This is a genomic window from Oligella sp. HMSC09E12, from assembly GCF_001808505.1.
GTDB lineage: Bacteria > Pseudomonadota > Gammaproteobacteria > Burkholderiales > Burkholderiaceae_B > Oligella > Oligella urethralis.
In genome coordinates this window covers 1-20,490 of the sequence record NZ_KV793575.1, presented here as the reverse complement: position 1 = coordinate 20,490, position 20,490 = coordinate 1, and the positions used below count along the sequence as shown (strand labels likewise).

General features: G+C 48.2%; 16 protein-coding genes, 1 pseudogene and 1 riboswitch. Of the genes and pseudogenes, 8 read left to right on the top strand and 9 right to left on the bottom strand.

From position 1 onward, the window contains the following. Position 1: 1 nt before the first annotated feature. The 3 genes from HMPREF3179_RS05590 to epsC are packed head-to-tail and all read left to right on the top strand — an operon-like array spanning position 2 to position 5,526. The gene (locus tag HMPREF3179_RS05590) at positions 2 to 3,136 is read left to right on the top strand and encodes an efflux RND transporter permease subunit (RefSeq protein ID WP_070469983.1); all 3,135 of its coding nucleotides are present in this window, start codon (positions 2 to 4) and stop codon (positions 3,134 to 3,136) included. Beyond that, on the top strand, positions 3,133 to 4,551 hold the full coding sequence (locus HMPREF3179_RS05585; RefSeq protein ID WP_070469982.1) for an efflux transporter outer membrane subunit: 1,419 nt from the start codon (positions 3,133 to 3,135) through the stop codon (positions 4,549 to 4,551). The genes HMPREF3179_RS05590 and HMPREF3179_RS05585 overlap by 4 nt, the downstream gene beginning before the upstream one ends. Before the next feature lie 57 nt (positions 4,552 to 4,608). After that, positions 4,609 to 5,526, top strand: a complete 918-nt coding sequence (gene epsC, locus HMPREF3179_RS05580; protein ID WP_070469981.1) for a serine O-acetyltransferase EpsC — start codon at positions 4,609 to 4,611, stop codon at positions 5,524 to 5,526. A gap of 56 nt (positions 5,527 to 5,582) precedes the next feature. Here the strand turns inward: epsC and ppk2 are convergent, their stop codons facing one another. Then, positions 5,583 to 6,497: a polyphosphate kinase 2 gene (ppk2, locus tag HMPREF3179_RS05575; RefSeq protein WP_070469980.1), complete on the bottom strand. Its 915-nt coding sequence runs from the start codon at positions 6,495 to 6,497 to the stop codon at positions 5,583 to 5,585. A 169-nt stretch (positions 6,498 to 6,666) separates the two neighbouring features. Then, positions 6,667 to 8,541 (bottom strand): phosphomethylpyrimidine synthase ThiC, encoded by a 1,875-nt coding sequence (gene thiC / locus HMPREF3179_RS05570; protein ID WP_070469972.1) that lies wholly within the window; start codon positions 8,539 to 8,541, stop codon positions 6,667 to 6,669. Between the two features lie 102 nt (positions 8,542 to 8,643). Continuing rightward, positions 8,644 to 8,736: riboswitch (TPP riboswitch) on the bottom strand. A gap of 330 nt (positions 8,737 to 9,066) precedes the next feature. Here thiC and HMPREF3179_RS12255 point away from each other — a divergent pair. Continuing rightward, on the top strand, positions 9,067 to 9,231 hold the full coding sequence (locus HMPREF3179_RS12255; protein WP_018025927.1) for a hypothetical protein: 165 nt from the start codon (positions 9,067 to 9,069) through the stop codon (positions 9,229 to 9,231). 186 nt (positions 9,232 to 9,417) lie between these two features. After that, complete coding sequence (gene alkB / locus HMPREF3179_RS05565; protein WP_246824385.1) at positions 9,418 to 10,089, top strand: DNA oxidative demethylase AlkB; 672 nt, start codon at positions 9,418 to 9,420, stop codon at positions 10,087 to 10,089. A gap of 123 nt (positions 10,090 to 10,212) precedes the next feature. Here alkB and acnD read toward each other — a convergent pair whose 3' ends face one another. After that, positions 10,213 to 12,822 carry a Fe/S-dependent 2-methylisocitrate dehydratase AcnD gene (gene acnD / locus HMPREF3179_RS05560; RefSeq protein WP_070469970.1) on the bottom strand — a complete coding sequence of 870 codons (2,610 nt, stop codon included), beginning with the start codon at positions 12,820 to 12,822 and terminating at the stop codon, positions 10,213 to 10,215. A gap of 224 nt (positions 12,823 to 13,046) precedes the next feature. On the opposite strand from acnD, the gene HMPREF3179_RS05555 reads away from it, so the two are divergent. From HMPREF3179_RS05555 to HMPREF3179_RS05545, 3 genes are all read left to right on the top strand, one after another. After that, positions 13,047 to 14,312: a murein transglycosylase A gene (locus tag HMPREF3179_RS05555; RefSeq protein WP_036559416.1), complete on the top strand. Its 1,266-nt coding sequence runs from the start codon at positions 13,047 to 13,049 to the stop codon at positions 14,310 to 14,312. Between the two features lie 14 nt (positions 14,313 to 14,326). Next, on the top strand, positions 14,327 to 15,502 hold the full coding sequence (locus HMPREF3179_RS05550; RefSeq protein WP_070470004.1) for an FAD-dependent monooxygenase: 1,176 nt from the start codon (positions 14,327 to 14,329) through the stop codon (positions 15,500 to 15,502). Between the two features lie 72 nt (positions 15,503 to 15,574). Beyond that, positions 15,575 to 16,291 carry a DsbC family protein gene (locus tag HMPREF3179_RS05545; RefSeq protein ID WP_018025922.1) on the top strand — a complete coding sequence of 239 codons (717 nt, stop codon included), beginning with the start codon at positions 15,575 to 15,577 and terminating at the stop codon, positions 16,289 to 16,291. Here HMPREF3179_RS05545 and HMPREF3179_RS05540 read toward each other — a convergent pair. The 6 genes and pseudogenes from HMPREF3179_RS05540 to tnpA all read right to left on the bottom strand — a co-directional run bounded on the left by HMPREF3179_RS05540 (position 16,278) and on the right by tnpA (position 20,427). Next, positions 16,278 to 17,036 (bottom strand): HAD-IA family hydrolase, encoded by a 759-nt coding sequence (locus tag HMPREF3179_RS05540; protein WP_070469966.1) that lies wholly within the window; start codon positions 17,034 to 17,036, stop codon positions 16,278 to 16,280. The genes HMPREF3179_RS05545 and HMPREF3179_RS05540 overlap by 14 nt on opposite strands. 16 nt (positions 17,037 to 17,052) lie before the next feature. Further along, positions 17,053 to 17,940, bottom strand: a complete 888-nt coding sequence (gene argB / locus HMPREF3179_RS05535) for an acetylglutamate kinase (protein WP_018025920.1) — start codon at positions 17,938 to 17,940, stop codon at positions 17,053 to 17,055. A 37-nt stretch (positions 17,941 to 17,977) separates the two neighbouring features. Next, positions 17,978 to 18,481: a peroxiredoxin family protein gene (locus HMPREF3179_RS05530; RefSeq protein WP_070469965.1), complete on the bottom strand. Its 504-nt coding sequence runs from the start codon at positions 18,479 to 18,481 to the stop codon at positions 17,978 to 17,980. A gap of 31 nt (positions 18,482 to 18,512) precedes the next feature. Continuing rightward, the gene (locus HMPREF3179_RS05525) at positions 18,513 to 19,247 is read right to left on the bottom strand and encodes a BON domain-containing protein (protein WP_070469964.1); all 735 of its coding nucleotides are present in this window, start codon (positions 19,245 to 19,247) and stop codon (positions 18,513 to 18,515) included. A gap of 3 nt (positions 19,248 to 19,250) precedes the next feature. Continuing rightward, positions 19,251 to 19,838 carry a phosphoheptose isomerase gene (locus HMPREF3179_RS05520; RefSeq protein WP_070469960.1) on the bottom strand — a complete coding sequence of 196 codons (588 nt, stop codon included), beginning with the start codon at positions 19,836 to 19,838 and terminating at the stop codon, positions 19,251 to 19,253. A gap of 172 nt (positions 19,839 to 20,010) precedes the next feature. Next, a pseudogene (gene tnpA, locus HMPREF3179_RS11965) lies at positions 20,011 to 20,427 on the bottom strand (IS200/IS605 family transposase). Between the last annotated feature and the right edge of the window lie 63 nt (positions 20,428 to 20,490).

Genomic DNA, 20,490 nt, shown 5'->3' with positions numbered 1-20,490 from the left:
TATGAACTTATCAGCGCTGTTTATTAAACGACCGGTTGCCACCTTATTATTAGCCATTAGTGTGGCGATTTGCGGTATCGTCAGTTATCTGGCTTTACCAGTCGCGCCATTGCCCAATCTCTCGGTGCCGGCGATTTTTGTGCGTGCGAGCTTGCCTGGCGCTAGTCCAGAAACCATGGCGAGTAGCGTGGCCACGCCATTGCAGCGTGCCTTAGGATCGATTGCCGGGGTGGATGTGTTAAGCGCCACCAGTCAGGAGGGCAGTACACAGATTATTATTCTCTTTGAGTTGCGTAAGGATGTGAACGATGCGGCAAGAGAGGTGCAGGCTGCCATTAATAAAGCGCAACATCTGCTACCCAGCAATATGCGTACACCACCCACCTATCGTAAGATGAATCCTGCTTCTAGTCCGATTATGGTGTTGACACTGACTTCAGAGACGCATAATTTGGGTGAGCTCTATGATTTGGCGACCACGGTAATTGCACAAAAAGTAGCGCAGGTAGAGGGGGTCGGTGAGGTCAGTGTTGGTGGGAGTTCCATGCCGGCGGTACGGGTAGATTTAAACCCGATGCAGTTGACTAGCTATGGCATCACCCTGGATGAGGTCAGTCGAGCCATCAGCGAATCCAATCAAATTCAGCCGCGCGGCTTTATCGAAAACAAAAATTTACGTTGGCTTATTAGTGCTAATGGTATTTTACATAAAGCCGCAGACTATCAAGATTTAATTATTCGCTGGCGCGAGGGTCAGGCGGTGCGCCTAAAGGATGTGGCGCATGTTTATGATTCCGTCGAAAATGAGTATAACTTCGGTTTTTTAGATCATCAACCTGCCATTAACCTGATTATTCGACGTGAAGAGTCGGCCAATATTATTCAAACCGTTGATGCAATAAAGCAGCAATTGCCAGCGCTGAATGCCTTAATGCCAGCGCAAGTGGATTTAAATGTATCGCAAGACCGCTCCTCTAGTATTCGTGCCACCTTGTATGAGGCTGAGAAGACCTTGGTATTGGCGGTGATCTTAGTGGCGCTGGTGGTGTTGGCTTTTTTAAGAAAGCTTAGAATTACGATGATTCCGGCGGTATCGGTGCCGATTTCCTTATTCGGTTCTTTTATCGTGATGTATTTTTTGGGCTTTTCCCTTAATACGATCTCCTTAATGGCTTTGATAGTGGCCACTGGCTTTGTGGTGGACGACTCAATTGTGGTGGTAGAAAATATTGTGCGCCATATGGAAAAGGGCTTGGCGCCTTATGAAGCTGCATTAACCGGCGCTAAGGAGGTCGCTTTTACTGTGGTGACGATGAGCCTGTCGCTGGTGATCGTTTTTCTACCCCTGTTGCTGATTCATGAGATGATCGGTTTGCTCTTTTATGAGTTCGCGTTGACGCTGACGGTGGCTGTCTTGGTCTCACTCGTGGTCTCGCTCACGCTGGTGCCCATGTTATGTGCGCTTTGGTTACGTCCGGACAAGGATCTGCATCACGCCACAGCACCCGCAAAGAAGCCAAGGCGATTACTACGCATGTTGGAGCAGCCTTATGAGTTGCTATTTCGCTTTTATCGGTGGAGTTTGGCTTGGAGTCTACGCTGGCGTGCGGTGACATTTTTTAGCTTGGTGTTGGTGGTGATTTTAAATGTGCACCTATTTATGACGGTACCCAAAGGCTTTTTTCCTCAGCAAGATACCGGTATGATTCGCGGCATGTTCAGAGTCGATGAGGGCACCTCCTTTGAAACGATGAAGCCTAAATTTGATGAGTATCGACGGATTATTTTGGCGGATCCGAATGTCGCTACGGTGAGTGGTTTTGCCGGTGGTCGTGGCGGCAGTTCCAGCAGTTTTATGACGATTCAATTGGTGCCTTTTGAAGAGCGTGAGTTGACGGCTCAAGAAGTCATTAATCAATTACGCACTAAACTGTCGCATATACCTGGTTCGAGCATGTCCTTATTTGCCGTACAGGATATACCGGGTGGTGGCGGTTTGGGTGGTCAGGATAGCGGTGATTATCAGTTTTTATTAAAAGCAGGTGATTTGCCTACACTCAGAGAATGGACAGCTAAGGTACGTGCAGCCTTTTTTGAATTACCCGAGTTGGTCGATGTGTCTGAGGGCTCTGAGGATAAAGGTAGCCGTTTGGAGTTGCACATTGATCGGGAAAAGGCGCTGCGGCTCGGTGTGGATATGCGTCTGGTGGCGAGCACCTTAACTAATCTCTATGCCTCACGTCAAGTGTCGGTGATTTATGAAGAGCTGAATCAATATAATGTGGTGATGGGGGCAAATGCTCGCTATGCCCGAGATGCCACTGTGCTTGATGATTTGATGGTGATGAGCAATGATGGGCGAGCGATCCCAATTAGCTCTTTTACTACCCTAAGCATGGCAAATGCGCCATTGCGCGTGAACCAGTCGGACGGGATGTTAGCGGATTCGATAAGTTTCGCTTTGGCTGAGGGAGTGAGCTTGGAGCAGGCGCGCGCAGCGATTAACGATGCGCTTATCCGAATCAATTTACCTACACGCTTGGTGCAAGCAGGGTTTGCTGGCACCGCTGCCGATTTTGAAAAAATGCAACGACAGCAACCCATCATGTTATTAGCAGTGATTGTATTACTTTATTTGCTGCTTGGGATGTTATATGAAAGCTATATTCATCCTTTGACCATTTTATCCACCTTACCGTCCGCCGGTTTTGGTGCCTTATTGGCACTGAATATGGTGAATATGGAGTTTACGATTATTGCTCTGATTGGTCTTTTCTTATTGATCGGTATTGTGAAGAAAAATGCCATTATTATGATCGATTTTGCTTTGCAGCGACAGAGAGAGGATAATCTCAGTTCCGAGCAGGTGATTTATGAGGCTTGTTTAGTACGTTTTAGACCGATTCTGATGACCACCTTTGCCGCATTGTTTGGCGCTTTGCCTTTAGTTTTGGCCACCGGTGCCGGGGTGGAAATGCGCCAGCCACTCGGTATAACCATTATTGGTGGTTTAGTGGTGAGCCAAATTTTGACCCTTTATAGTACCCCGGTGGTGTATTTATACTTAGATGATTTAGCTAACCGGCTTAAGCGTAAATTATCAAGGCGGCAGCAAGTTATTGAGAGTAAATCATGAGATTAAAGCGATTAATCCTAGCTCTGGTCGCACTGAGTGCGGTCAGTGGCTGTGCGGTGGGACCGGATTATGAGGTGCCGGCAGTCGTTACCGCATCCGCCTTCAAAGGTGCACCGGTCAATAGTGCACAATGGATTGAACTTAAAGCGACCCAAGCTTGGATTCGCGGTGATTGGTGGACGCTGTTTAAGGATGCGGAATTAAATCAATTAATGCTATTGCTGAATCAGGAGAATCAGAGCATTGCGCAAGCGTTGGCTCGCTATCAAGCAGCCATTGCTCAACGTCGTAGCGCGACGGCTGATTGGTTCCCCAATGTCGGTAGTACGACGTCAGTGACGCGGGCCGGTGGTTCGGAGCAAGACCCGAATAATCGCTTTTCCTTAGGGGCGAATTTGTCCTGGGAAGCCGATCTTTGGGGTAGTATTAGGCGCTCGGTAGAGTCAAGCACCGCTTCCGAAGAGGAGGCAGAGATTGCCTTAGCTGATGCTCGTTTAAGCATGCAAGTGCAGCTACTGGAGAGCTACTTCCAGCTACGTCGCAGCGATTTAGAGCGTGAGTTACTGCGCAAGATTATTCAAGCTTATGAGCAATCTTTAACGATTACCCGTAATCGTTATGAGCAGGGCGTGGTTGCTTATGCAGATGTGGTGCAGGCAGAGGCACAATTAGAAAATGCACGCTCTGATGCCATCGCTGTCGAAACCAACCGTCGTCACTATGAAAATATGATTGCTGTGTTGGTGGGGCAAATGCCTTCCAGTTTCCATATCGCTGAAAGGGTGGATGATTTACCCGAGATGATTTCGGTGCCGGTAGGTATTCCAGCTGAGCTGTTACGGGCGCGACCCGATGTGGCAGCCGCTGAACGCCGAGTTGCAGCTGCCAACGCCAAGATTGGGGTGGCGCAATCGGCATGGTTGCCGCGCTTAAGTTTATCCGCTAACGGCAGCTACCAGGCAACACATTTCTCAGACTGGATTCGTTCGCCGCTCAACGTATGGTCACTCGGACCGCAATTGGTCTTAAGTATTTTGGATGGCGGTGCGCGTCAGGCCGCCGTCGATTCAGCTAAAGCAAATTATCAAAGCGAGGTGGCAGCTTACCGACAAGCGGTGTTAGAGGCGATGCGTGAGGTGGAAAATGCCTTAACCGCAGCGGTCAATCTTGAGCGTGAACAGGAGGCGCAGCAGCGCGCCCTAGCCGCATCGCGTCAATCATTAAGCATTGTGATGAATCAATATCAAGCCGGCTTAGTCGATTACCTAAGTGTTGCCCAGGTACAAAACAGTACTTATAATGCCGAAATACGTCAATTAAACCTACGTGCCAGCCGTTTATTAAACCAAGTCGAATTAATTCGTGCCTTAGGCGGCGGTTGGGAAAATCCGCGACTGCTACAAGCCAGCCGCTAATCAGCATTGGCATCGTTTTACTGAGGGATTTTTATGCCATTTTTTAAGTGTGACTCAATGAATGATTTTCCGCATGATTTTATGATCGATGATGTGGTCTGCGGTCTCAAAGAGCAGCGCCAAGCATGGCGCACAGAGCAAAATCGTTTAGAGGAAAAGGGCGGCCGACACTTGCCTTCACCCGAAGTTATTGCGCAAGCGATGCATTCGCTGACGGGCGCCTTATTTCCGATGCGTCTAGGACCTGAGGACTTAGTGCAGGAGAGTGAGGATTTTTACGTGGGTTATACCCTCGGTAAAGCCTTGAATTTACTACTGACACAGGTGCGTCTAGAGTTTTTACAAAAGTCTCAGCAGAATGGGGTGGACCATGAGCAAATCCGTGAGCAAGCGGTAGAGATTGTACGCCGTTTTGCGGCCACGCTGCCCCAGATTCGTGGTTTATTGGATCAGGATGTGCGCGCCGCTTTTCGGGGGGATCCGGCAGCCACGAGTGTGGATGAGGTGTTACTTTGCTACCCTGGTGTGCATGCCATGGTGTCACACCGAATTGCGCATGAGCTATACAAATTGGATGTCAAAATCATCGCTCGGGTTATCTCTGAATTGGCTCATAGTCACACGGGCATTGATATTCACCCTGGAGCAACCATCGGCCCTGGTTGTTTTATTGACCACGGTACCGGTGTAGTGATTGGTGAAACCGCTATTATCGGCAATAATGTCCGGATTTATCAGGCAGTGACTTTAGGTGCCAAGAGCTTCCCTAGCGATGAGCATGGTAATTTGCATAAAGGACTCGATCGTCACCCAATTGTTGAGGATGATGTGGTGATTTATGCGGGGGCGACGATTTTAGGTCGTATCGTGATTGGCAAAGGCTCGGTGATTGGGGGTAATGTCTGGTTGACCCGTAGTGTGCCGGCAAATAGCGTGATTAGCCTAGCCGATCCTTGCGGTGATAGTAGTCTTTAAGCGTTGATAAAAAGGCCGTGAGACACTAAGTTAACTCACGGCCGAGTTACGATAGCTTAGTAAATCGCTGGCACCAGCATCGAATCCGGGGTAGGTAAGCGCTTGTAGTCAGGATGATGGATGCGCTCGGGCAGCTCTACTTCATCATGCTCAATATCCGCATACGGGATTTGCGACAATAGATGCGAGATGCAGTTTAAACGAGCCCGTTTTTTGTCATCACCCTCAACGACCCACCAAGGGGCCTCAGGAATATGTGAACGTGCCATCATAATTTCTTTAGCCTTGGTATAGTCCTCCCAACGACGGCGAGACTCTAGGTCCATAGGCGATAGCTTCCACTGCTTTAAGGGATCGATCATGCGCATCATAAAGCGACGGTGCTGCTCCTCATCGGAAATTGAGAACCAATACTTAATTAAGATGATGCCGCTACGGATGAGCATTTTTTCAAACTCGCCCACGTCACGGAAAAAGGCCTCGTATTCCTCATCGGTACAGAAGCCCATCACGCGCTCGACCCCGGCACGGTTATACCAGCTGCGGTCAAATAGCACGATTTCGCCACCAGCAGGTAAATGGGATACGTAGCGTTGGAAATACCATTGGGTGCGTTCGCGATCATTGGGTGCGGGTAGGGCGGCAACACGACAGACACGTGGGTTTAGACGCTGAGTAATGCGCTTAATGGCACCACCCTTGCCGGCGGCATCACGTCCTTCAAAAATCACCACCACTTTGAGTTTTTTCTCTACTACCCAGTCTTGCAACTTAACCAACTCGCCTTGTAAGCGGAGCAATTCACGGAAATATAGACGACGATCCATGCCTTCATCGTGAACGGTTTGACCCGCTTCAGTCAGTAATGCCTGATAACGTTCATCGTCAATTTCCATCTCCAGCTCTTCATCAAAGCTATCCATGATTTCAGCGTAAAGACGACGCGCGTTTTCTGATAGAGATTGACTCATAATATAAACCTAATGTGTGTGACTTCTTTGGTAAAAATATCTGCTTATTTTATTTATACTACCACTGAATAATGAATCTAATATGACGATTCATCGCTTTTAAGCATAGAAAAAACGCCGCACAAGCATTGAGCTCGCACGGCGTTAATAGTGACATTAAAACGAGTGATTAGCTATAGATCTTACTGCCCTGCTTAATAAACTCAATGGATTTTTCTTGCATACCCTCTTGCGCTTTAGCGTAGTCGCGTACCTCCTGAGTAATCTTCATCGAGCAGAACTTCGGTCCACACATGGAGCAGAAATGCGCGATCTTAGCCCCTTCCGCTGGCAATGTTTGGTCATGATAGGACTCAGCGCGTTCTGGATCCAGACTTAAACGGAACTGATCCCGCCAGCGGAACTCAAAACGTGCTTTGGAGAGCGCGTTATCACGCAATTGAGCGCCTGGCCAGCCCTTGGCTAGGTCGGCCGCATGGGCGGCAATTTTATAGGTAATAATGCCGGTACGTACATCCTCTTTATCAGGTAAACCCAAATGCTCTTTAGGTGTTACATAGCACAGCATGGCAGTACCGTACCAACCAATATTGGTCGCACCGATACCAGAGGTAATATGATCATAGCCGGGCGCAATATCTGTTACCAGTGGCCCTAAGGTATAGAATGGCGCCTCATAGCAATGCTTGAGCTCCTCGGTGACATTGGCCTGAATACGTTGCATTGGTACGTGGCCCGGACCCTCGATCATGACCTGTACATCATGCTCCCAGGCTTTGGCAGTCAGCTCACCCAAGGTATAAAGCTCACTGAATTGTGCTTGGTCATTGGCATCGGCAATACTACCCGGACGCAAGCCATCACCTAAGCTGAAGGATACGTCGTAGGCCTTCATGATTTCACAGATCTCATCAAAATGTGTATACAAGAAGTTTTCTTGGTGATGTGCCAAACCCCATTTCGCCATAATCGAGCCACCACGAGACACAATACCAGTGACGCGATCCGCTGTCATCGGTACATAGCGCAACAGCACCCCGGCATGGATGGTAAAGTAATCAACGCCTTGTTCGGCTTGCTCAATTAAGGTGTCACGGAATAAATCCCATGTTAGGTCTTCGGCAATGCCACCGACTTTTTCCAAGGCTTGGTAAATAGGTACGGTGCCGATAGGTACCGGGGCATTACGAATAATCCATTCACGCGTTTCATGAATATGGGCGCCAGTGGAGAGATCCATAATGGTATCTGCACCCCAGCGCAGTGACCAAACCATTTTTTCGACTTCTTCGGTGAGTGAGGAAGTGACAGCGGAATTGCCCAAGTTGCCGTTGATTTTGACGCGGAAATTACGACCGATGATCATCGGCTCTAATTCTGGGTGGTTGATATTGGCCGGAATAATGGCGCGACCGGCAGCGACTTCACTGCGAACAAACTCCGGCGTAATATCTTCTGGTCGCTTAGGTAAATTGGCGCCGTAATCAAATCCCTCATGCTGTCTTAAGAGCTTGCTATAAGCGGGATCAGACATTAATTTATCCAACATCAATTGTTCACGTAAGGCTACAAACTCCATTTCAGGGGTGATAATCCCTTGGCGAGCATAGTGCATTTGCGTGACGTTTTTGCCGTTTTTGGCGCGTCTGGGTTGAGTGATCACATTAAAGCGTAGATGCGCTGTCTTAGGGTCAGCTAAGCGCTCGTTACCGAATTGACTGCTTAAGCCAGGCAGCTTTTCGGTGTCTCCTCTTTCCTCAATCCAGCGCTCACGAATATTGGGTAGACCCTCTTTAAGGTCAATGCCTTGGGCGCTATCGCCATAAGGACCGGAAGTATCATACACGGGGATGGGTGGGTTAAGCTCTTCGCCTGCCGCAGTAATCGTGGGATCCTGTTCAATTAAGCGCAAAGGTACCCGAATATCATCACGACTGCCTTGAATATAGTGTTTAGTGGAATTTGGATAGGCAAACTGTAAGCTGATTTCCTCGCTTAAGTCGCTCAATGCCTGGGTGCTGTTTAATGATGCGCGTTTATTCATAATGCCTCCGTTGTGGTAAAAGGTGAACAGAGGTATGAATTTGCGTGGAGCGGATAGTGAGCATAACCTACTATCTCAGCACAAGAGAAACGTAAACACAATATGTGCTTACTACAAACTCCCTACGCCGGTACTAACCGGGTCAAGTTCAAAGGGTATTTCTCAGCCGCAACTGCAGCACCCCTGTTCGTTAGTGGCATTAAAACATTTTTTAATAAAAGAATAAAGACTTTAGCTGCTGATTAGGGGTTAATACTGGTTTTAATTACTCTTTGGAACTTAAATGCGCTTACTTAGTCTAACTAAACAATTCGTTCTGAATGCTCTGCCTAGCAGCTGATAAATCATCACAATAAAGCACGCTAAGTCCATGATTATTTGGCATGAAGCTTTCATGCTATTGTCATATTATCTCGTTACTATATCGTCTGACATCATACTTAATTCATGTTTGGACTGTATCAAATGAGCTCGGCAGAGCGACAAAGCAAATAGTAATAATTATTAAAACATTAGGAGCATACTATGAAATTATTAACTCGTCTCCGTGAAGAATTTGCACCAATGACTCACGATGAATCTCTTAAGGATCTAAAGCAGGAAGCAGAGCAAGCTTCCGAGCATGCAGCAAGCGTAGAGGCGTTGATGCAAATGCTGGAACAACGTAAAATTCAAAATGAACTGGCTTAATTGATTAACTAGTCACGTTATTATGCGTTGATCACGCTTTTTTAAATTTTTAGCAGTATCTTCAAAAGCGCTGTTAGTCTTAGGACTGATGGCGCTTTTTGTTCGGCACGTCTTTATCGCGTGAGTACCCTTTGGGCAGCCATAGGATAAACGCACAAGATCATTGAAGGTAAAGGATAAGTAGCATTGGCACAGCAGGGCTTTTTGTTTGATGAGGATGAATTTTTTAGGCACGGTGCTTCAGACAGCTGCGAGCAAATTGGTGCCGCTAGCTTTATTCTGCGTGGCTTTGCCTTGCCTAAGGTGGCACCGATCATCGCACGGTTAGAGCGTATTACTGAAGTCGCAGCTTTTCGGCAGATGCAGACCGCAGGTGGTCATCGTATGTCGGTGGAAATGACGAATTGTGGTGAGTGGGGTTGGTTAAGTGATGAGCAAGGCTATCGTTATGTGCAGCTCGATCCCCTAAGTGCTAAGCCTTGGCCGAGCATGCCAGCGTTATTTCTTAAGTTAGCATGTGATGCTGCAGCGACGGTGGGTTATGAGGGTTTTGCTGCGAATGCCTGTTTAATTAATCGCTATCGACCAGGCAGTAAAATGTCATTGCATCAGGATAAAAATGAGCGCGATTTTGATCAGCCTATTGTTTCCGTGTCTTTGGGCCTACCGGCTGTGTTTCTTTTCGGAGGGCATGAGCGCAGCGATAAAGTGGATAAGCATGCCTTATTTCATGGTGATGTAGTGATCTGGGGTGGTGAGGATAGATTGCGTTACCATGGTGTGATGCCACTTAAGGAAGCGGAGCATCCCGTGTTGGGTGCACATCGTATTAATTTGACCTTTAGAAAAGCTCGTTAAGTAGGGGTGATATGCACTGGGTCAACACGCACCAGGCTGAGGAATACATCTAGCTTATAAAAAGTTGAGCCCGGATCGGAACCCGAGCTCAATGCCTATTAAAGCGCAACTAGTGAGTCTATATTAGGCGTCTGCAGCCTCAAGGAAGTCTTGTGCAAAGCGCTGTAATACGCCGCCAGCTTGGTAGATACTCACTTCTTCGGCCGTATCTAAGCGGCAAGTCACTGGTACATCCACCGTTTCGCCATTACGGCGGTGTAGGCGTAGCGTTAGATCACAACCTGGGGCAGGTGTCCCAATCACGTCGTAGGTCTCGGTACCATCAATTTCTAGCGTGTTACGGTTAACACCCTCTTTGAACTGTAGTGGTAACACACCCATGCCGACTAGGTTGGTGCGGTGGATGCGCTCAAAGCCTTCAGCGACAATGGCCTGCACACCGGCTAAGCGTACACCTTTGGCTGCCCAGTCACGCGACGAACCCTGACCGTAGTCGGCGCCAGCGATAATAATAAGCGGCTGCTCGCGCGCCATATAGGTTTCAATGGCTTCCCACATGCGAGTGACTTTGCCCTCGGGCTCAATGCGAGCGAGTGAACCCTGCTTAACAGAGCCGTCTTCATTGCGAACCATTTCGTTAAACAATTTAGGGTTAGCAAAGGTGGCGCGTTGGGCTGTTAAGTGATCGCCACGGTGCGTCGCATAGGAGTTAAAGTCCTCCTCAGGTAGACCCATCTTGGCGAGGTACTCACCAGCCGCACTACTAGGTAGGATGGCATTGGATGGTGATAAGTGGTCAGTGGTGATGTTATCACCCAAGACCGCTAAAGGCACCATGCCTTTGAGACTACGCTCACCCGCTAAGGCGCCTTCCCAATAAGGAGGGCGACGGATATAAGTAGACATAGGACGCCAGTTATAAAGTGGGCTATCCGCTTTTTGCGTGGTCTCGTCCTTGGCAAACATAGGGATATACACCTTACGATATTGCTCAGGTTTCACCGCTTGCTTTTGGATGGCGTCGATTTCTTCGTCGCTTGGCCAAATATCCTTAAGCGTGATCGGATTGCCGTCCTGGTCAAAGCCGAGCGGATCCTTTTCAATATCAAAACGGATGCTGCCGGCAATGGCATAGGCGACCACTAAAGGTGGTGAGGCGAGAAAAGCTTGTTTAGCATAAGGGTGAATTCGACCGTCAAAGTTACGGTTACCAGAAAGCACGGCAACCGAGTATAGATCACGCTCGATAATTTCCTCTTGGATCTTAGGATCTAAGGCGCCGGACATACCGTTACACGTGGTACAGGCAAAGGCAACCACACCAAAACCGAGCTTTTCTAACTCAGGCATCAGCCCTGCTTCTTCAAGATACAGCGCAACGGCTTTAGAGCCAGGGGCAAATGAGCTTTTAACCCACGGCTTGCGTAACAGACCCAAACGGTTGGCATTGCGTGCTAAGAGGGCGGCGGCAATGACGTTACGGGGGTTATTCGTATTGGTGCAACTGGTAATGGCTGCAATAATCACGGCGCCATCTGGCATTTTGCCGTCTTTGCTCTCGTAGTCACCTAGCAGACCGCGATTCCCCAACTCACTCACAGGTAATAAATTGTGTGGGTTCGACGGACCGGCTAAGGTACGCTCAACCGTAGATAAATCAAATTCAAGAACACGTTCGTACTCAGCGGTCTTTAGCGCATCAGCCCAAAGGCCGGTGGTTTTAGCGTATTGCTCAACAAGCTCGACTTGCTCCGGCTCGCGACCGGTTAGCTTTAAGTAGTCGATAGTTTTATCATCGATATAGAACATGGCTGCCGTCGCACCGTATTCAGGCGCCATATTAGCAATGGTGGCACGATCACCGAGGCTGAGGTTGGCAGTACCCTCACCGAAGAACTCTAGATAGGCAGAAACCACTTTAGCATCACGGAGGAACTTAGTTAAGGCTAAGACAATATCAGTGGCGGTGATGCCTACACCCGGTTTGCCACTTAGCTTGACACCGACAATATCCGGTAAGCGCATCCAGGAGGCACGTCCGAGCATCACCGTTTCGGCCTCAAGACCGCCAACACCGATAGCGATCACACCCAGTGCATCCACCATCGGGGTGTGACTGTCAGTGCCGACTAAGGTGTCCGGGAAAGCAACGCCATCGCGCACTTCAATCACCGGTGACATATGCTCTAAGTTAATCTGGTGGAGAATACCATTGCCCGGCGGAATCACATCGACGTTTTCAAAGGCGGTTTTGCTCCAATTAATAAAGTGGAAACGGTCATCGTTACGACGATCCTCAATGGCGCGGTTTTTCTCGAAAGCGTCAGGATCGTAGCCGCCGTACTCTACCGCTAGGGAGTGATCGACAATCAGCTGGGTTGGTACGACTGGATTGATTTTGGCGGGGTCACCACCCTTGTCGGCAATGGCGTCACGTAGACCAGCTAAGTCGACGAGAGCCGTTTGACCTAAAATATCATGACAGACCACACGTGCAGGGAACCATGGGAAGTCCACCTCACGCTTTCTGTCAGTTAACTGAGTTAACCAGGTGTTTAAGGTCTCTTGGTCTGTTTGACCGTCAGCTTTACGAACTAAGTTCTCAGCTAATACACGTGAAGAGTAGGGCAGCTTATCATAAGCACCGGGGCGAATCGCTTCAACGGCGGCACGCGCATCGTAGTAATGCAGCGAACGACCTGCTAGCGTTTTTTTGAAAGCAGATTGGGTCATTTGATATCCTCAGAGGTTTAATAATATTTCCAAAGATTTGATAGGCGTATTTAGCCTAGTGCATCATAATGTTATGATGAAAATCTTACACTAATACCCGATTGATTTTAAGCAATTGGCAAAAATAAATCTTATATAAGCAGAATAAAGTCTTATATAAGACATAAGACTAAACATATTATATTCATTTCATTCTTAATAGAGTTGATTTAAAGGTTTTTTATATGAAGAAGTTATCTCTATCGCTTATCGCCGGGCTCGTTGGTCTAGCTCTGTTGTCTTGTAGTACTTCTTCAGATTATTCGGCTGAGGTGGAGTCGGTGGCGTTTGATATGCATGCGCCTTTACAGGTGCCGGCATTGTCAAGTTTTGCGCAAACGGCACCGCGGGCCTTGCAGGGGCAGTATCGACCGGCACAATGGCATGATTTACCCGGTTGGTCCGAGGATAATGGCGAGCATCTGTGGATTACGCTGATTAATAACTGTCGCGGTCTGATGCGTCCAGTGTCAGGCTCGTTGACGATTCCAGCGCGGGCAACACCCCAGGATTGGCAGCCATTCTGTCGTGATGTGGCAGAGTTTAGCCGTGAACATGGTGAAACGCCTGAGCTTGGTGCGATGAAGTTTTTCTTAGAACAGCATTTGCAGCCTTGGGCTCTCGTTGGGCGTGGCATGGCGACTGGTTATTATGAGCCCATCGTACATGGCTCCAAATCACGTGGCGGTCAAAATCAATGGCCAATGTACGCAGTGCCTAAGGATTTATTAACTATTGATTTAGCAGGCGTCTATCCTGAGTTGGCTGGTAAGCGTGTACGCGGCAAGGTTGAGGGCAATAAGGTCGTGCCTTATGATAGCCGAGCACAAATTGCCGCTCGTGCTGATAAACCACCAGTGATTGCTTGGTTAAACGATCCGGTGGAGGCCTTTTTTCTGCAGGTTCAGGGATCTGGTCGCGTGCAATTGGATAATGGTCGTTCAATTCGCTTAGCCTACGCTGATCATAATGGTCGTCCTTATACCTCCATTGGTCGTTGGTTAGCCGACCAAGGCGAATTACCGCTGGCTCAGACTTCCATGCAAAATATCAAAGCGTGGGCGCAGCAAAACCCGCATCGGGTTGATGAAATGCTAAATGTTAACGAAGCCATGGTCTTTTTCAGAGAAGAGGCGATTCAAGACAGCATCGCCGGACCAAAGGGCGCTTATGGCATTCCCTTGGTGGCACAAAGAACCGTTGCGGTGGACCCAGACTATGTGCCATTGGGCAGCCCACTGTATTTAGCCACCACCTATCCAGCATCTAATGCGCCTTTAGAAAAAGTCGTGTTTGCGCAGGATACCGGTAGTGCGATTAAGGGCGCTGCTCGGGTGGATTTTTTCTGGGGTAGTGGTGATGCGGCAGGTGAGCAGGCCGGCCGTATGAAGCAGGATACGCAGGTGTGGGTCTTATGGCCGGTTGGCATGGGGGAGCCTAACGCAAGATGAGCGGGAGTCAGAGCATGAGTTACGAGGTGGTGGTCTGTGGTGCCGGCATTGCCGGTATGGCAGCCGCTTTGCAATTAGCAAAAAATCAATTTAAGGTCGCTATTTTAGCCCCTAAAGTACAGCCTAAGCATAGTTTGGGTGAGCAGTATCACCCGCGGATTTACGCGATATCACTTGCCAGCCAGCAGTTTCTTGAAAGCCTGGGCGTGTGGCAGATGATGCCGGCTGAGCGTCGCAATCCAGTGCGTCAGATGGAGGTTCACGGGGATCTGGACGGGGTGATTGTGTTGGACGCACAGCAGTCACAGATGAGCGAGCTGGCTTATATTGTTGAGTCAGGCGAAATTGAACAGGCCCTGTTTAATGCGCTTAAGGTTTACGGTGTGCCTTGGATAGAGGATAGGATTCAGGGCTATGAGCAATGGCAGGGCGAGGTGCGTTGTGCATCCGGTCAGTTGTTGCAGACTAAGCTACTGATAGGGGCAGATGGTGCTCGTTCCACCGTGCGTGAGATTTGTGCTATCCGGCATGAGTTCAAAGCCTATGGCGATATCGGTTTAGTGGCGCAATTGAACGTAGAAAAACCACATCTTAATACCGCCATTCAGTGGTTTGATGGCAGTGGTGTGTTGGCCTTTTTGCCCTTGCCGGATACCGCTGATGGCCATCAGGTGTCGATGGTGTGGTCGGCCCGTCAGGCGATTGCTGATAAGTATTTGGCGATGTCAGCTGAGGAACTGGCGCAACGTCTACCGCCAGCCTTACAGGCCATCGCAGGTCAGCGTTTAGGTGAGATTCAATTACGTAGTCCCATGTATGGCTTTCCATTGACCTTAGAGAGTTCGGCTATGGTGGGTCCTGGCGTGGCACTCGTGGGGGATGCCGCTCACCGGGTTCACCCCTTGGCAGGTCAGGGCTTAAATCTGGGTTTAGGGGACGTGGAGACGCTATGTAAGGTATTAATTGAGCGTGAGCCCATGCGTGATTTAAACGATATGCGTTTATTGCAGCGTTATAAGCATCAACGAGCCGAGGCGATTTTTAATATGCGCTTTGCAACGGATGGCTTATATCGTCTCTTTGCCCTTAATTCACCAGCACTTGCGATGTTGCGCAATACCGGCTTATCACTGGTGGATAGGATTGCGCCATTGAAAAAGTACTTTGTGCGCGCAGCTGCTGGGAACTAAGGCGTTTAGATCGTAATCATAGAGTGAATCAGTCATTGGAAAGGAATTATGGTGTTAAATCAAGTTAGGTCAATGTTGAAGCAAATTAGCTATTGTGGTGTGGCAGCTTTTGCGCTACTAGCCTCACAGACTGTTATGGCAACAAGTGTTGAGGAGTCGATTAAGGAGGGTCTTACAAAGCGTCTTCAGCAACCTGTCACCGAGGTTAGAAAAACGCCCTTTGATAATCTTTACGAGGTGCGTGTGCAGGGTTCGGTGGTGTATACCGATGCAGCTAGACAGTTTGTGATTTTCGGCGGTCAGCTTTACGATTTGGAGAAGAATACTAATCTCACCGAATTGGCGTTGGAGGAGATGAATCGTGTTGATATTGACAGCTTGCCACTAGATAAAGCACTTAAAATGGTTTATGGCGATGGTAAAAACCGTTTAGTGACCTTTGAAGATCCGAATTGCCCTTGGTGTAAAAGGCTACAAGCAGAGTTTGAGCAAATGGATGTGACAGTCTATACCTTTGTGACGCCAATCTTAAGCCCTGACTCATTTACTAAGACAGAGAATATCTTATGTGCCAAGGATCCGGTACAAACCTGGAAAGATTGGATGGCTAAAAATATCAGTCCTAAAAAGCAGGACAGATGTGAGCTACCGATTAACGAGGTACTAGCCCTGATGCAGCATTCAAATGTCGCAGGGACACCAGCGATCTTTTTTGATAATGGCAAACGGATTAACGGTTTTGCCGATGCAGAGCGTATGCGCCAAACCATGCAGGCTAAGGCAGAGTAGCTTTTTTTTGATGTGCAAAGGGGTGCCTTAGGAGCGCAGCTAGGGAGCGCACACGCAGATCGACATAGCTCGGTCGAATAATGTGTTGAGGACCAAAGGGCGTGCCGGGGTGGTAAATATAAACAGTTTGCCATCCCTCTTTATTGGCGGATTTGAGGTTGCTGAGCGTATCCTCAACCAACACACATTGCTGCGGCTTTAGGTCTAAACTGGCTTGTAGTTGTCGTAATAGTGCGGGCGAGGGCTTCGGCTTGTATTCACCTAGCACCCGCATATGATTAATCGCACAGATACCAGCAAAGCATTGGATGATATTCAAGCCCTCTAACACTTGCACGGCATAATGTACAGGTGCATTGGTTAAAACATACTTCGTGCCGGGCACCGCATCTAGCAGGGTGGCTAAATGATGCTCAAAGCGCATGTATTGCGCCACTTCAAAGTTATGTGAATCTAGTAAAAACTGCTCGGGATCCAATTGATGGTGCTTATGCATACCAATCATGGTGGCACCATAGCGTTGCCAATATCGTTCACAAAGCTGCTTGGCGGCAACGGCATCAATGTGCAAATGCTGCATCACTGCCTTCACCATACCGAGGCTAATCTGCTCAAAAATGGCATGGGAAGCGTCATGGATGGTGTTATCTAGGTCAAAAAACCAGACGCGCGCAGCGGGTGATGTCTGCGCGCGATAGCGATGGCTTTTGGCCCTCAAGGGATGAATAAAACGAGTCCGAAGCATGCAGTCCGTTGCTTGCTTAGACCGTGATCATGGTGCCTACACCGTCATTGGTCAGGATTTCGAGCAATAAGCTGTGCGGTACACGACCATCAATAATGTGGACCGAATTGACCCCAGCGTTCGCTGCTTCTAGCGCACCGGCTAATTTCGGGAGCATACCACCAGAAATCGTACCGTCTTCTGCTAAGTCATTGATGCTCTTCGTATTAAGACGGCGTAAGAGATTTTTATCCTTGTCGAGCACACCGGGGATATTGGTTAATAGCACTAGCTTTTCAGCCATCAATACTTGCGCCAAACGACCGGCTACTAAGTCGGCATTAATGTTGTAGACCGCATTATCCTCCTCATTAAAGCCAATAGGGCTAATCACAGGAATAAACTGATCGTTTTGTAAGGCCTTAATCACCGCTGGATCAATGGATTGAATCTCCCCTACATAACCGATATCCAATGGTTGGTCTGGATTCTCGGCATTGTCCATTAGCTTTTTTCTGGCCTTAATCAGCCCGCCATCCTTACCCGTCAAACCGACGGCCTTACCGCCCGCCTGATTGATCATCATTACAATATCCTGCTGCACCTGACCCCCTAATACCCACTCAACCACTTCCATGGTTTCGGCATCGGTGACGCGCATTCCTTGGAGGAAAGTACCCTCCTTGCCTAAACGCTTAAGGGCTTGGTCAATTTGGGGGCCGCCACCATGAACCACGATCGGGTTTAAGCCGATTAATTTTAGTAGAGCCACATCATGCGCAAAGGTTTTTTGTAAATGCTCGTCCACCATGGCATTGCCGCCGAACTTAATAACGATGGTTTTGCCATGAAAACGACGAATATAGGGCATGGCTTCGGAGATAATCTCCGCTTTAATGGCAGGCGTGATAGCTGTCTCAGTCATGGTTAGCTCTTATAAAAGGGGTTGTGTAAAGGGTTTATCAGCTGTGTGCAAGGGCTTTTTCGAGCGCTTCAATAAATTGGTTTTTATCGTAGTTGCCGATAAAGCTTTTAATCACTTTGCCTTTGCGATCAACTAAAAAAGCCACTGGGGTAAAGCGCACATCACCAAAGGCCTTGGCAATAGAACCATCCGCGTCATGCACAATGGTGAACTCATACCCGCGTTCTTGTACTAAGCGATTAATGGCCGCAACGCTGTCGTGCTTCATGGCGACTGCAACCGTCTCATAGCCTTGATCCTTGTACTTAGCATAATGTGCTACCGTATCAGGCATTTGACGCATGCAGGTCACACAGTCGGTGGCCCAAAATTTATACATGGTCACCTTGCCCTGCAAATCATGGGTTGTGAATTGACGCCCGTCAATACTGTGAAGCGTGACTTCGGGGACGGCCTTGCTACTAAAAACCGTGTTATAAACCACTGCACCTAGAATAGCGATGACGGCAACAACGATAAGGAGTACAAAATTTTTCTTCATCTAATCAGACCCTGTTGAATTTCAAATCATCTTAATTAGTTAAAGGAAAGGTTTGTGTACCGCCACTGGTAGCAGGGTTGCTGCTTGTATTGGCATTGCTAGGGTTAGTTTTTGGTGGCGTAGAAGATACCTTGTCAGTGCTTGAAGCGATATCAAATACCTTAACCACGCCCTTTACCCCAGCAATACCGGCAGCGGCGTTGGCGGCGGCATCAGCTTCTTGTGCAGTGACTTGTCCCATCAAATAAACCACGCCTTGAGAGGTGGTGGTCAGGATGGTACCGCTAGGCACGCCAGAGGTTGCTAATAAATCGGTCTTAACCTTGGTGCTAATCCAGGTGTCATTACTGCGGGTTGAAAAATCAGCGACTGGACCGATGCGGAGCTGATTTACCACCTCATTAACGTCATCAATTTCTCTAACCTCTTGCTCGGCCACGCGTTTATGCTCTTCGCTAGCCACCTCGCCAGTCAATAAGACACGCTGATTGAAGGTCATGGCATTAATACGGGAGGTATTGGCAGGCACTGCGCCGCCAGCTTTTTGTTCAGCATAGAGACTGATTTTCTTGTCATTGGCCTGCATGCTCGGCGGACGACGGTCACTGACCACGGTTGCTACGCCAGTGGCTAAGCCCCCCACCATCAATGGCACGCAAGCTGATAACAGCGTGCTGGCGGCAACCATACCTACCATGAGGAATTGGCGAGACTTAAGCAGTGAGAATTTGGTTTTATTGCTAGGTGCAATAGAAGTAGATAGCATCGACTAGTCTCCAAGTATGGCCGCATCTAGACCATCACATAAAATGTGTAATAGTAAAATATGCACTTCCTGAATTCGCATCGTGCGTTCGTGAGGTACACAAAGATGAACATCATTAGATGTTAACATCTGCCCGATAGTTCCACCATTGCGACCGGTTAAGGCAATGATTGGAATATCATACTCCTTGGCCGCTTCAATCGCACGGATGACATTGGTGGAGTTGCCGCTAGTGGAAATCGCCACCAATAAGTCGGCGGGTTGTGCCAAAGCACGCACTTGGCGTTCAAACACCTGATCGAAACCGTAGTCATTACCCACGGCGGTCATAATTGAGGTGTCCGTATTAAGTGCTACCCCAGCTAAAGGAAAGCGCTCACGCTCAAAGCGACCCACTAATTCGGCAATAAAATGCTGTGCATCGGCTGCCGAGCCGCCATTGCCACAAGCGAGCACCTTGCCATTATTGCTAATGGTATTAAATAATAAATCAATCCCTTGTTGTAAAGGCTCAGCAAGCACGTCTAGACTTTTTTGCATCAGGGCTGCATGATCCTGGAAGTGTTGCTCAATACGATTTAAGATGCTCATTTCAAAGGTTCTCGTGATGGATTCAAAACGTAGACTACTATCATAGCCTAAAGTTGAATGAGACTCAGGTCGATCTGAAGTTGCACGGTCATTTTATCAACCCTGTGCCATAAAACTCCGTTCTTCAGGGCGGAGATATAAGGTACAAACGGCGTAGCCGTTTCAAAGCTAATTAATCGGGTGTTTGTTGTTGCTCGATGTATTGGCGAATAATTGAAATGGGTGTACCACCGCAACTACCGGCAAAATAAGATGGCGCCCACAGCTGATTGCCCCAACGTTTTTTTTCGGATACTTGGGTGATTTTTCTTTCTAATCATTCGACTTGATACACCTTTTAGGCTGTTTACTAGCGTAGAAACTGCCACTTTCGGCGGATATTCAATGAGTAAATGAACGTGATCGTCTGCGCCGTCAAACTCGACTCATTTTGCTTCAAAATCATTGCAGATGCTTTCAAAAATCAACTTGAGATCATCTAAAATCGCTTTCCTAAAAACATTACGGCGGTATTTTGTACAAAGACTAAGTGAACGTGCAGATTAAAAATGCAATGTCTACCGTGCCTGATGTCAGTTTCTTTATTCATAGACCAAAGGTAAAATATAAGGAAAATCCTATTCTAAACCTTGCCAATGCAACTACGCAAAGC

Coding starts and splice junctions, on each gene's coding strand:
- HMPREF3179_RS05590 (WP_070469983.1), top strand. CDS start 2: ATGAACTTATCAGCGCTGTTTATTAAACGACCGGTTGCCACCTTATTA.
- HMPREF3179_RS05585 (WP_070469982.1), top strand. CDS start 3,133: ATGAGATTAAAGCGATTAATCCTAGCTCTGGTCGCACTGAGTGCGGTC.
- epsC (WP_070469981.1), top strand. CDS start 4,609: ATGAATGATTTTCCGCATGATTTTATGATCGATGATGTGGTCTGCGGT.
- ppk2 (WP_070469980.1), bottom strand. CDS start 6,497: ATGAGTCAATCTCTATCAGAAAACGCGCGTCGTCTTTACGCTGAAATC.
- thiC (WP_070469972.1), bottom strand. CDS start 8,541: ATGAATAAACGCGCATCATTAAACAGCACCCAGGCATTGAGCGACTTA.
- HMPREF3179_RS12255 (WP_018025927.1), top strand. CDS start 9,067: ATGAAATTATTAACTCGTCTCCGTGAAGAATTTGCACCAATGACTCAC.
- acnD (WP_070469970.1), bottom strand. CDS start 12,822: ATGACCCAATCTGCTTTCAAAAAAACGCTAGCAGGTCGTTCGCTGCAT.
- HMPREF3179_RS05555 (WP_036559416.1), top strand. CDS start 13,047: ATGAAGAAGTTATCTCTATCGCTTATCGCCGGGCTCGTTGGTCTAGCT.
- HMPREF3179_RS05550 (WP_070470004.1), top strand. CDS start 14,327: ATGAGTTACGAGGTGGTGGTCTGTGGTGCCGGCATTGCCGGTATGGCA.
- HMPREF3179_RS05545 (WP_018025922.1), top strand. CDS start 15,575: ATGTTGAAGCAAATTAGCTATTGTGGTGTGGCAGCTTTTGCGCTACTA.
- HMPREF3179_RS05540 (WP_070469966.1), bottom strand. CDS start 17,036: ATGCTTCGGACTCGTTTTATTCATCCCTTGAGGGCCAAAAGCCATCGC.
- argB (WP_018025920.1), bottom strand. CDS start 17,940: ATGACTGAGACAGCTATCACGCCTGCCATTAAAGCGGAGATTATCTCC.
- HMPREF3179_RS05530 (WP_070469965.1), bottom strand. CDS start 18,481: ATGAAGAAAAATTTTGTACTCCTTATCGTTGTTGCCGTCATCGCTATT.
- HMPREF3179_RS05525 (WP_070469964.1), bottom strand. CDS start 19,247: ATGCTATCTACTTCTATTGCACCTAGCAATAAAACCAAATTCTCACTG.
- HMPREF3179_RS05520 (WP_070469960.1), bottom strand. CDS start 19,838: ATGAGCATCTTAAATCGTATTGAGCAACACTTCCAGGATCATGCAGCC.